A 12323-nucleotide genomic window follows, 5' to 3' on the forward strand; every position below is an offset into this window, starting at 1 on the left:
CTAAGCTCTACAAGCGTCAACAAACGAACGCCAGATGCACGCATCGGTCTCGTTGTGCTGCCATGTATACTCAGGATGCCACTGTACGCCGAGTACAAAATGTGCACGGGGATCCTCAATCGCTTCCGGAATGCCATCAGTGGCTTGACCACTCTGATTGAGCCCTTTGCCCAGCTTCAAAACACTACAGTGATGCGAAGAGTTGGCTTGCACTGTAGTGACATCACCCACACAGTGATAGAGCAAGGAGCCTTCAACGATATCAATGGGATGTGCTGGCGATGCCAAGATACCTGTGTGATGCCAAAGCATCATTCCGGGCAAAGCTTGGCGCTTCTCAATGTCCATATCGAGGCTGCCGCCATAGGCAACATTGAGTATCTGCATACCACGACAGGTGGCAAAGATGGGCTTATTTGCGGCACGAAAACCCTTGATAAGCGCAAGCTCAAGCTGATCGCGGTCGTGATTGAGCAGGCTCTCGTCGTAGGAATCCCCACTACCCCACAGTGCAGGATCCACGTCCTCTCCCCCAGGGATTGCCAAACCAGAGCAGAATTCCACATACTCAGCGATTAAAGATTCATCATGAGTCATAGGCATTAAGACTGGCATACCACCCGCAGCGATAATGGCGCCAACAAAGTCAGAAGCACCGCCCTCAAGTGGAGCGAGCAAATTATCAACCGGCACAGGAGCAATCCGCTCTTCCATGCGGGGCGGAACACAAATCCTCGGACGCTTGACCTTCTTATCCACACTACAACCTTCCTTGAAAGCTCGTCTTACAAACGCTCACTACCCTATCACCAATAGGGGCCTAATGTCCCATAATTGAGTCAAGAAATTCCTTAGCACGCTCAGTCTTGGGATGATCAAAGAATTCATCAGGGCTACCCTGCTCGATAATCTCTCCATCCGCCATAAAAACAACGCGATGTGCCACACGGCGAGCAAAGCTCATCTCATGGGTAACGACGATCATGGTCATACCCGCACGCGCAAGCTCAACCATCACATCAAGTACTTCGTTGATCATCTCGGGGTCAAGAGCGCTGGTAGGCTCATCAAAAAGCATCGCTTTGGGCTGCATTGCAAGGGAGCGTGCAATAGCTACACGCTGCTGTTGACCGCCCGAAAGCTGTGCGGGCACTTTGTTTGCCTGTTCGGCTACACCCACACGTCTCAGTAAAGCCATTGCACGTTCTTCTGCGTCTTTGCGGGGCACTTTGAGCACCTCAACCGGACCCATCGTGACGTTTTCAAGAATGGTCTTATGTGCAAAGAGATTGAAGCTCTGAAATACCATGCCTAATTCCGCGCGCATGGCTGCAAGTTCCTTACCCTCTTGCGGGAGTGCCTGGCCATCAATGAGAATTTCACCAGAATCAATACATTCAAGGCGGTTAATAGTGCGGCACATAGTCGACTTACCCGAGCCAGACGGTCCAATGACAACGAGCACTTCTCCCTTATTAACCGCCAAATTGATATCTTTGAGTACATGTAGCTGACCGTAGTGTTTGTCAACATGACGAAGTTCTATGACAGGGGTCTGCTCGATACTGCTCATGATGACTCCATTTCGTATTTTGAGCTCAAAATCCTCTTGGCCGCGCGCATACAGCTCACACAGGGTCAATGTTGGTCTGGGTTACAATTGTTCCGCCACTGCGCTTGGAAACATATATGGCCAGCTGATTGACACCATAATTAATCAAAATATAAACCACGGCAATGACAAGGTAAGTCGATACCAAGGCATCATAGTTAGCAATGAGTACGCGAGCGTTTTGCAGCATATCAGGGAAGCTCACCACATAGGCAACGGTTGTATCTTTCACTACAACTACCAGCTGAGAAATCAATGAAGGAATAACTATGCGTACGGCCTGAGGAAAAACGATCTTCATTTTGACCATGAAAGGCCGCATACCCAAAGAAAGTGCTGCTTCTGTCTGACCTACAGGAACTGCATTCATACCTGCACGAAAAACTTCAGCAAGTACCGCAGATGCCGCCAGTGCTACAGGCGTCGTAATCATCCAGAAGGTATTCATTTTGAAACCGTACTGAGGAATGACGAGAAAGAAAAAGTAAATCAGCAACAGGCTGGGTACACCACGGAAAAACTCCGTGATGACGCGTGCGATACCCCGCAGGACAGCATAGGAGCTCATTCGCATCAACATCAATATAAAGCCCAGTACCAATGCAAGTATGCCAGCAGTAAGCGCCACTTCTATAGTTCCGACAAGTCCCATTCCCAAAAAACGCCAGGTTGCAAGCGAAAGGAAAAAAGACCAGTACTTTGGGTCCAACTGGCCTGCTACCGCAAAACTGCGCACTATCAAAGCAAGCAGAGCTACAAGCGCGAGCACCGAGATGGCCGTGCCTACGCGAATGGCACGACGCGTCTTGGGGCCTGGCTCCTCATAAAGATAATCACGTACAGAAACATGTACGCTCATCGCAGGATCCTCACCTTCTTGTCAAGGCGATTGCCAACATAGCCCATCACCAGTGCTGTGAGGACATATCCCAAAGCAGAAATCAAAAAGGTCGTAATACCACCCGTAGTACGAGTATTGATGTAGCTCACCAAGCCCGTCAGTTCTTGAGGATTAAGAGGAATCTGCGACCCTAACGCTGTCGTGAGCATGACCGCAATCAGCAGATTGGTCATGGGCAGCACCACCGAACGCAAAGCTTGAGGTACCACAATAAGACGAATAATCTGGAAGAAGCTCAAACCGATAGATCGCGCCGCCTCAATTTGACCTACGCCAATTGTGTTGATGCCTGTCATAAAGTTCTCAGAACCAAAAGCCGAACCAATGAGAGTGACCGTAATAATTACACAGGTCAGAGGCTTGAGCACCAAACCTAAATACGGCAGAGCATAATAGACAATGATAAGCAGAGAAACACCTGCGATATTGCGAAATACCTGTACATAAAAGTCACCAAGCATCCGCAGTGGCTTGACAGGTGACACGCGCATGATGGTCACCACAATAGCAAGTATCATACCCAGGGCGAATGAGATCAGGGTCAGCTGCCAGGTACTCAAAAGAGCCAAGAGGTATTTGCTGCCATACTCTGCCAGCAGCTCGGAAATCCCCATTCACACTCCTCCCAAAATAAAGCCCCCGCGCTCATAGCACGGGGGCCAAAACTTACAAAAACTTAGGCCCCAATTGCGGGAGGCGTAGGAATCTCCTTGATGTTGGTACGATCGCCAATGCAAACTTTCCAGAGCTTCTCCCAAGTACCATCCTCTTCGATGGCTTTGAGCCAGTCATTTACAAACTTGACTCCATCACAATCCTTGGGAAGACCAATACCATAGGCATCAACAGGGCCAAAGGCATCGCCAGCGATACGGTATTTACCAGGATTTTTAGCCATAGAGCTAACCTGCATGGTCATATCGATAACGTACGCATCAACGCGACCCTGCTCAAGATCGCGACGAGCTTCCTCATCAGTCGTGTATTCTTGGATATGTGCCTTGGGCGCTTCTTTCTCAAGAATGGAGGGGCCGGTAGAGCCAGACTGAGCGGCCACATTTTTGTCTGCAAGATCATCAATACCGTTGATATCAGTATTATCAGCTGCCACTAAAATGCCCTGTTGGCTCTCATAATAGGGACCTGCAAAAGAAATCAGCTTCTTGCGGTCTTCAGTAATGGAATACGTTGCAAAAACAGCGTCGACATTGTCATTTTGAAGCAAAGACTCACGAGTGTCAGAGGTGACCTGTGTAAACTTTACCTTTGACTCATCACCCAAAATGTAACGGGTGAGCAGCTGATAAAGGCCCGCGTCAAAACCGCGAATTGCTTGAGTTTCGGGATCGCGGAGGGCAAATAACGTAGACGTATCAACGCCGCCAACGCGAAACTCACCAGCATCCTTAATCTTCTTTGCCCAGCTATTGGCTGTAATTGCAGCATCATCCGCGGTAGTACCAGCAGAAATCACATCATCATAGGTCTTGGCATCAATTTGTACCGTCTCGTCAACAGCACTTCCATCCTTATCCTTGGGTGCATCAGCTGGCTGACCGCCACAAGCTGCAAGACCAAAGGCGGCAACAGAGGCGATACCACCCAAACCAAAGACTTGGCGACGGGAAAGATTAGAGTCTAGAGTTGCCATAAGTACATCCTTTCGTGATGAGCAAGCTTCATCGGACAGAATGCTCGCTTAGGTTTTTACTGTACCCAAGTCGAGTTCTGCTCATACCTGCAAAAATCATCGTGTAACTTGCTCATTACGTGATGCTAAAAAATGCTACACAAAACGTTCGTTCCACCACTTTTGTAGCTGCTCTTTGAGACTTTCTTGGTCACCTGAGTTATCGAGTGTAGTGTCACAGAGGACCAGCAAATCAGCATCGCTGAGTTGGCGAGCAGCACGCCGATCGAAGTCCTGCTCGCTCATACCACGACCAATAGCACGTATACGACGAAGTTCTCGCGGACAGATAACGCCAAGCACCTCATCTGCGAGCTCCAAAAGTGGTCCCATTTTATTGGGAAGTGGAACCTCAACCACAATACAGGGCGCCTGTATCGGGGCTGACTGAATACGTTTGATTTGTTCTACGAGTTTCTTTTTAATTGCAGGCAGCTCGAGTGCCTCAAGGGCCTCCGTATGTTCAGCTGTCGCAAAAGCCCTGAGGGCCAACTTGTGTCGGTCAAGGCTTCCATCTGCCTGAATAAGATCTGCTCCAAATTCTTTTGCAATATCTTTAAGCAAGATGGAGCCAGGAACCAATACTTCGCGCGAAATTTGGTCAAGATCAATGCGTATGGCACCCAAGCGTTCGAGTTGAGCTGCCACGCTTGACTTTCCCGAAGCAATACCACCTACGAGAAATACTATCCGCGCTTTGCGTGTTTTAAGCATTGGGTTGGGCATAAAGCGCCACCAATTCTTGGAGCATATCAACCATACTCTCGAACTCGCCTACCGGAACAAATTTCATGGGTTCATGTGCATTGTAATAGCAGGCAGAAAAATTTGCGCATACAAACCCACGGAAAGAAAGCTGAGAACCATCGGTACCGCCTCGCATGGGAATACACTTCATTTCGTAGCCCACAGCCTTGTATGCAGCGCGGGCACGCTCAATAAGAGGCGCATTTTCAGGAAGTAACACAATATCTGCCAGATTGTGATAGTGACCGTGGATATCGATACTAAGAACTTCGGCACCTATGCGCTGATTAAAGTAAGCCACCACATCCTGCATCAATTGCTTGCGCTGGGCAAACTTAAGCGCATTGTGGTCACGAATAAAAGCGGAGTCACACAGAGCGACTCCGCCTAAACGAACTATATATCCGAGCAAACTAAATAAAACACAAACTTACTCAGCCTCGGTAGCCTCAACTTCAGCCTCGACAGCCTCGGGCTCGGGCTCCTCAGCAGTTTCAGCAGCTTCAGCAGCCTCAGGATTCTCGAGCGGCGTCACGTCAACCTCAAAGCCAAGAGTCTCAGCAGCAGACTTCATCGACAGGGAGATACGACGACGGTCGAGGTCGATTTCCATGACCTTGACCTGGACCTTGGTACCAACGCTACAGACCTGGCTGGGCTGTTCGACGTGCTGGCGTGCCATCTCGGAGATGTGCACAAGACCCTCGACACCGTCGCCCAAGTCGACAAAGGCACCAAAGGAGACGAGCTTGGTAACAACACCCTCAACGATAGCGCCAACGGGATACTTCTTGACGAGAACACGCCAAGGATCCTCGGTGGTCTGCTTGAGACCCAAGGAGATGCGCTCACGGTTGAGATCAACATCGAGAACCTGGACCTCAATCTCCTGGCCAACCTTAACAACCTCGGAGGGGTGGTTAACATGGTTCCAAGAGAGCTCAGAGATGTGAACCAGACCATCGATACCGCCAAGGTCGACAAAAGCACCAAAGTCGACGATGGAGGAAACCTGACCCTTGAGGTGCATGCCAGGCTTGAGCTTGGAGAGAATGTCGGAACGCTCGGCCTTGCGAGCCTCCTCAAGAACAACACGGCGAGAAAGGACAACGTTGTTGCGGTTACGGTCCATCTCGATAACACGAGCCTCAATACGTGTGCCCATGAATGCTGCGAGATCCTTGACGCGACGAAGGTCAACAAGAGAAGCAGGCAGGAAGCCACGCAGGCCAATGTCAAGGATAAGACCACCCTTAACAACCTCAATAACTTCGCCTTCGACGTTCTCGTTGGCGTTGAACTTCTCTTCGACACTATTCCAAGCACGTTCGTACTCAGCACGCTTCTTGGAGAGAATCAAACGGCCTTCCTTGTCCTCCTTCTGGAGAACTAAAGCCTCAATCTGATCGCCAAGGTGCACAATCTCGGAGGGATCAACATCCTTGCGGATGGAGAGCTCACGAGAAGGAATAACGCCCTCGCTCTTAAAGCCAATGTCCAGCAGAACCTCATCATGCTCAATCTTGACGACGGTACCAGTGACCAAGTCGCCCTCATCAAAGGCAGTAATGGTGCCGTCAATGAGCTTGTTCATCTCCTCATCGGATACTTCATCCAACGCAAAGACGGACGAGTTTTGAATCTCACTCAAAGGTGGACCCCTTTCGAACAACGGGGCCCCGATCGCGGTGATCGCTGCCGTAGGGCGCTGTCTAACGTACGGTGGACGCCGCAACGCGCCCGCTCGCCGTGCAACCTCGCACGTGTGGAAACTGACCGTGCTATCGGGGGCCAACAGATACAGTGTGTGGGCAGAACTCACACAAAGCATAGATTACCCTGTAACGGCGGTTGATTTCAAGCAGAAAGCCAGAGTTTCATGCACTTTTTTGCAGAAAACATAGTTTTGCTTAATCGGTGAAGCCTTTGTCGATAAGAAGAGATCCCAGCTCGCCGTCTGCTGCCTTGGTTGCCAGTTCATCGCAGCGCTCATTAAGCTTTTGACCTGCATGTCCTTTGACCCATATGAAGCTCACTTGGTGGGGCTGTTTTGCTTGTAGGAGGCGGCACCAAAGATCAGGATTTTTGACAGGTTGTTTTGAAGCGGTTTTCCAACCGCGAGATTTCCAGCCGTCTACCCAATGCTTGTTAAAGGCGTTAACGACATATTGGGAGTCGGAATACACTGCTACCTCACAGGGCTTTTTAAGCGCCTCAAGACCCGCAATGACCGCCATAAGCTCCATACGATTGTTGGTTGTACGCTGATAACCTGCAGATAACTCGCGACGATACTCTACGCCCTGCTTATCTGTATATATGAGCACTGCACCATAGCCGCCAGGACCTGGATTACCTCGACTTGATCCATCAGTATATATCGTCACCCGCATTGCTACCTCCTTTTACCCCTCCTAGTCTATAGGTAAATGGAGCTTTTACCCATCTCATGCCACCGTCGCCATTGCGTACTTTCGCTCGCGCAGTACAGTCCTGCCCCCGTCATGCCATCCCAAGCACGTAACCCTCATACCAAAAGGCGACCGCCCGAAGGCAGTCGCCTCTCATTCAAATCTACACAGCAGCGCAAGTGCACCGCAAACTACGTGCGAAACTACTTCTTGAGCGTGGTGTACGTAAAGAACTTATAGCCCAGAGGAATGCTGAAGAAGCCCTTGAGGTTCTTGTCAACCATATAAAGGTCGGTGTAGAAGTACAGAGGGCAGATGCAGCCAGTAGACATCAACAAATCTTCGGCCTTATGCATCATAGCGTAGGCCTTCTTGCTATCGGCCTCAGCCTTGATAGCCTCAATCAACTTGTCATAGGTCTCAGCCCAAGTACCATTCTCAACCTTGAGGTCACCACCCACATCAGTGGTATCAATGCTATAGGCCTTAACACTCGCGTGGGCACCCTTACCAAACTGGACATCATTGTTACCAGATTGCGTAGTCCACATATCCAGGAAGGTCATCGGGTAGTTATAGTCTGCCACCCAACCATTACGAGCGACGCCGTAGTCGCCGTTCTTACGGGTATTCAGGAAGGTGTTCCACTCTTGGTTTTCTAGCTTGATATTGATGCCGATACCAGAGAGCGCCGCCTGTAAGTACTCGCCAATCATCTTGTGAGCTTCCTGAGTGTTGTACAGGTAGGTCAAAGAGGGGAAGTCACTAAAGGCCTTTTTCTTCTCGTCATACTTGTAGTACTTCTTCAGCGTCTCAATAGCCGCATCGAAGTTCTTCTCTAAAGACTTGTCTGAAACATCAATGTAGCCAATATACCCATTCTTCTTTTTGTCACCAGCGTTCTCGTAGAACTGAGAGCCATCGGCATCAGTCATGCCCATAGCAACAAAGGAAGAAGCGGGTACCTGTCCGCCCTGAGCAATATCGTTGATGATGTGGTTGCGGTCAAAGAGCAAAGCAATTGCCTTACGGATGTCGGCGCGCGCATTCTCGGCCTCAGCACCAGTAAGATTGGTACCAGCAGGAAGAATCTCAAGATTGACGTTCCAGTTGACGTAATAGGTGCCCAGCTGACCATCAACCTTGAACTCATCAGGATACTTTTCCTTCAGCGAAGCAATCTCATTGGTGGGAACATCATCGATGAGCTGCCACGTGCCATTCTCAAAGTTGGAGAGCATGTTATTGGCATCGTCAGAGAGGAAGAACTGAATCTCCTTCATCGTGACAGCATCGGCATTGTGGTAGTTCTCATTTTTCTCAACGCTAATTACAGAGTTGTGATCCCAGGCGGTCATCTTGTAGGCGCCATTGCTGACGTAGGTCGAAGGATCCGTTGCCCACTTATCGCTCTTAACGACATCCTCGCGAACGGGGAAGAAGGTCGGGAAGGCAAGCAACTCATTCCAATAAGGCTCGCAGCTCTTGGATGCAACAACTACAAGGGTCTTGTCATCTTTGGCAGTGACATTGAGCTTGGCATCAGGATTCACAAACTCGAGAACAGGCTCTTCTTCACCTGTCTCTTCGTTCTTCTTTTTCTTGCCTGTATCCCTAGACTCCCACATTGCGTCATAACCATCAATCTGGTCAAACATATAGTTGTAGTCACCAGAGAGCGCAGGTCCTGCAGCACGGTTCCAAGAGTAGACAATATCGTTGGCCGTGAAATCCTTGCCATCGCTCCACTTCAGGCCGTCGCGCAAAGTGTAGGTATAAGTGAGCTTGCCATCACCAGCATCTTCGCCCTTAGGAAGCTCAGTCGCGCAGTCGGGGACAATTTTGAAGTCCTCGCCATCTTTCTCCCACTTTGCAAGACCAGCAAAAAGGTGAGAAATCATCGTAGCGCCATCAACTGCAGAGTTGAGAGCGGGGTCGATGCTATCGGGCTCGGAAGCCAAGCAAACACCAATGCTGTCAATGGTCTCGCCTGCGGCCGCAGACCCAGAACCAGATCCACCACCGTTGCCGCATGCAGCGAGCATCGAGGTCAGACCAGCCAGGCCAACGGTCTTAACAAAATTCCTACGTGTGAGCTGAGACATGCTAACTCCCCCTTTATCGAATCTAAGACTTGATACTGTCCAGCTTCTGATAACAGCGAACTGTTACCAAGTATTTCAGTGCACTTTTAGTGCAACAGAAACCAAGATGAACCCAAGAATTAATATGTTTAAGAATTAATCTCTTCCACGCGATGACAAGCTACAAAATGACCTGGTTTAACCTCCTTAAATTCAGGCATGGAAGCAGAACAACTCTCATTGGCAAACGGACATCTCGTACGGAACGGACAACCCGAAGGTGCATGCAGAGGACTTGGGATATCGCCCTGCAAAGGAATTCGTTTGTTAGCACGAGCAATCTTGGGGTCGGGAATGGGTACTGCGGAAAGCAATGACTTGCTATAGGGATGCATGGGATAATCATAAATCTCAGCAGCAGCTGCTAGCTCAACCATCTTGCCCAAATACATAACCGCAATACGGTCGGAAATATGCCGTACCACCAGAAGATCATGAGCAATAAAAAGATACGTCAGCCCAAGCTCGTCTTGCAGTTCGTCAAACATATTGATGACCTGCGCCTGAATGGAGACATCCAGTGCCGAAACAGGTTCGTCACAGACGATAAACTCAGGACCACTTGCCAAAGCACGGGCAATACCAATACGCTGACGTTGGCCACCTGAAAACTCATGGGCATAACGTGAGGCATGCTCGGAGTTGAGACCCACACGGTCCATAAGCTCAAGGATGTGATCCATGCGCTCTTTTTTTGAGCTGTACATGCCATGTACATCCAAAGGCTCGCCGATAATATCGGAAACCGTCATACGAGGATTCAGCGAGGAATAAGGGTCTTGAAAGACCATCGTCGTTTTGCGGCGGAACTCTGCCATCTCTTCTTTTGATGTGGAATTGACAGGCTTGCCGTTGTAAATAACCTGCCCTGCGGTAGGTTCGTATAAGTGCAAAATTGTGCGGCCGACGGTAGTTTTGCCACAGCCAGACTCACCTACCAAGCCCAAAGTCTCGCCACGCTTAATCGAAAACGAGACATCATCAACTGCCTTGAGCGGTGTCGAACCAAAAAAACCTGTCTTTACAGGAAAATACTTCTTGAGGTTGCGAATTTCAACCAGAGGAGTTTCCTCATTTGCAGAGGCTTTGATTTCGTCAGCCATCTTATGCCTCGCCTCCTTCCTGAGCACTCACAACAGAAGCAGGTTGTTGTTTTTCAGAGAGATCTTTGACATTAAGCCAACAGGACGCTTTGTGGAATGCATTGATATCCATCGATTCAGCAGGATGCTTAATGCAAATCTTCATCGCTTTGTCGCAACGAGGGGCAAAAGGACAGCCCTCAGGAAGATTGAGCAGGTCAATCGGGGTACCCGTAATAGGATGCAACTTTTGACCCATCGATCCTAACGTCGGAATAGAGCGAAGCAGACCGCGAGTATACTCATGACGTGGGTTGTAGAAAATCTCATCTGCGGTACCACGCTCGCAATAAGAACCCGCATACATAACAACAATCTCATCACACATCTGGGCAACAACACCCAAGTCATGGGTAATCATGATAATTGCCATGCCCAGCTCGCGCTGTAGCTTTTGCATCAACTCGAGGATCTGTGCTTGAATCGTCACGTCAAGCGCCGTAGTTGGCTCATCTGCAATCAAAATATCGGGTTCGCAGGCAAGCGCCATAGCAATCATGACACGCTGGCGCATACCGCCCGAAAACTCGTGTGGGTACTGCTTCATACGCTTTGCAGGCTCATTGACATTAACCAAGCCCAACATCTCAATGGCACGCGCCTCTGCTTGTTCGCGTGTGCGATCGGTATGCAAAAGAATGGCTTCCATTAACTGGTGACCGATACTCAGGGTAGGATTCAAAGAGGTCATCGGATCCTGGAAGATAATTGAGATTTTGTTGCCACGCACATCTCGCATGACCTGCTCACCCGCACCCACCAGCTCTTGACCATCAAGCTTGATAGAGCCACTAACAATTTTTCCTGTAGGGGCCAAGATTTGCATGATGGAATACGCAGTTACCGACTTGCCCGAGCCAGACTCGCCTACGATGCCCAGCACCTTGCCGTGATCGAGGTTAAAGCTTACACCGTTCACGGCCTTTACCTCACCTGCATCCGTAAAGAAGGATGTATGCAAATCCTTTACTTCAAGAAGCGCCATCTAAATCCCCTCCCTTCCTAGTTGTTCAGTTTGGGATCAAATGCGTCACGCAAACCATCGCCAAAGAGGTTAAGGCCCAAGACGATAAGAGAAATTGCAAGAGCCGGAATTGCCAAACGCGAGGGATAGCTTGAAATACCGTTAAGAGCATCAGAAGCGAGTGAACCCAGCGAAGGCATAGGAGCATTGACGCCCAAACCCAAAAAAGACAGGAAGCTCTCCGTAAAGATAGCAGAGGGAATTTGCAGCGCTGTCGAAATGATAATGATAGAAATGCAGTTGGGAATGAGGTGTTTAGTGATAATCCACTTTGCCTTGGCACCTGCCGCTTGAGCTGCAAGAACATATTCCTGCTCACGCAAAGACAAAATCTGGCCACGGATGAGACGTGCCATCGAGCACCAATATAACAACGCAAAGATGATGAACAGTGACAAAATATTCGAACCAATTTTTGCAAACACTGTGCCATCAAAAACACTACCTAGGCTTGCTCGCATAACCGAGGCCAACAAGATAACCATCAACATGTCGGGTAGAGAATAGATGATGTCAACGATGCGCATGATTGCCATGTCGACACGGCCACCCGCAAAACCTGCGATGGAGCCCATGGTTAGACCCACAATCAAGACGATGATGGAAGCAAAAAAACCTACTGCCAATGAAATGCGTGTGCCATAGACAACAC

Annotated in this window: 13 protein-coding genes; all 13 read right to left on the reverse strand. The window is 49.4% G+C overall.

What is annotated here, in order from left to right; translation table 11 throughout:
• The gene (locus Q0X25_RS01850; protein ID WP_298578688.1) at nucleotides 1-759 is read right to left on the reverse strand and encodes a gamma-glutamyl-gamma-aminobutyrate hydrolase family protein; all 759 of its coding nucleotides are present in this window, start codon (nucleotides 757-759) and stop codon (nucleotides 1-3) included.
• 61 nt (nucleotides 760-820) lie between these two features.
• Nucleotides 821-1573, reverse strand: coding sequence for an amino acid ABC transporter ATP-binding protein (locus Q0X25_RS01855; protein ID WP_298578691.1), 753 nt, complete (start codon nucleotides 1571-1573; stop codon nucleotides 821-823).
• A 55-nt stretch (nucleotides 1574-1628) separates the two neighbouring features.
• Nucleotides 1629-2471 (reverse strand): amino acid ABC transporter permease, encoded by an 843-nt coding sequence (locus Q0X25_RS01860; protein WP_298578693.1) that lies wholly within the window; start codon nucleotides 2469-2471, stop codon nucleotides 1629-1631.
• Nucleotides 2468-3127 carry an amino acid ABC transporter permease gene (locus Q0X25_RS01865; protein WP_298578694.1) on the reverse strand — a complete coding sequence of 220 codons (660 nt, stop codon included), beginning with the start codon at nucleotides 3125-3127 and terminating at the stop codon, nucleotides 2468-2470. The genes Q0X25_RS01860 and Q0X25_RS01865 overlap by 4 nt, the downstream gene beginning before the upstream one ends.
• Before the next feature lie 62 nt (nucleotides 3128-3189).
• Complete coding sequence (locus Q0X25_RS01870; RefSeq protein WP_298578695.1) at nucleotides 3190-4164, reverse strand: glutamate ABC transporter substrate-binding protein; 975 nt, start codon at nucleotides 4162-4164, stop codon at nucleotides 3190-3192.
• Nucleotides 4165-4299: 135 nt separating this feature from the next.
• Nucleotides 4300-4929, reverse strand: coding sequence for a dephospho-CoA kinase (gene coaE / locus Q0X25_RS01875; RefSeq protein WP_298578697.1), 630 nt, complete (start codon nucleotides 4927-4929; stop codon nucleotides 4300-4302).
• Nucleotides 4910-5362 carry a hypothetical protein gene (locus Q0X25_RS01880; RefSeq protein WP_298578698.1) on the reverse strand — a complete coding sequence of 151 codons (453 nt, stop codon included), beginning with the start codon at nucleotides 5360-5362 and terminating at the stop codon, nucleotides 4910-4912. The genes coaE and Q0X25_RS01880 overlap by 20 nt, the downstream gene beginning before the upstream one ends.
• An 18-nt stretch (nucleotides 5363-5380) precedes the next feature.
• Nucleotides 5381-6601, reverse strand: coding sequence for a 30S ribosomal protein S1 (rpsA, locus tag Q0X25_RS01885; protein WP_298578700.1), 1221 nt, complete (start codon nucleotides 6599-6601; stop codon nucleotides 5381-5383).
• A 259-nt stretch (nucleotides 6602-6860) separates the two neighbouring features.
• On the reverse strand, nucleotides 6861-7343 hold the full coding sequence (gene rnhA, locus Q0X25_RS01890) for a ribonuclease HI (RefSeq protein WP_298578701.1): 483 nt from the start codon (nucleotides 7341-7343) through the stop codon (nucleotides 6861-6863).
• A gap of 221 nt (nucleotides 7344-7564) precedes the next feature.
• The gene (locus Q0X25_RS01895) at nucleotides 7565-9466 is read right to left on the reverse strand and encodes a peptide ABC transporter substrate-binding protein (protein WP_298578703.1); all 1902 of its coding nucleotides are present in this window, start codon (nucleotides 9464-9466) and stop codon (nucleotides 7565-7567) included.
• A 128-nt stretch (nucleotides 9467-9594) separates the two neighbouring features.
• A complete protein-coding gene (locus tag Q0X25_RS01900; protein WP_298578705.1) occupies nucleotides 9595-10608 on the reverse strand; it encodes an ABC transporter ATP-binding protein in 1014 nt (337 codons plus the stop codon).
• Nucleotide 10609: 1 nt separating this feature from the next.
• On the reverse strand, nucleotides 10610-11632 hold the full coding sequence (locus tag Q0X25_RS01905; RefSeq protein ID WP_298578706.1) for an ABC transporter ATP-binding protein: 1023 nt from the start codon (nucleotides 11630-11632) through the stop codon (nucleotides 10610-10612).
• 17 nt (nucleotides 11633-11649) lie between these two features.
• Nucleotides 11650-12323 (reverse strand): ABC transporter permease (locus tag Q0X25_RS01910; protein ID WP_298578707.1); only part of this gene is annotated, 674 nt, incomplete at its 5' end.

The sequence above is a fragment of the uncultured Olegusella sp. genome (assembly GCF_947253395.1).
GTDB lineage: Bacteria > Actinomycetota > Coriobacteriia > Coriobacteriales > Atopobiaceae > Olegusella.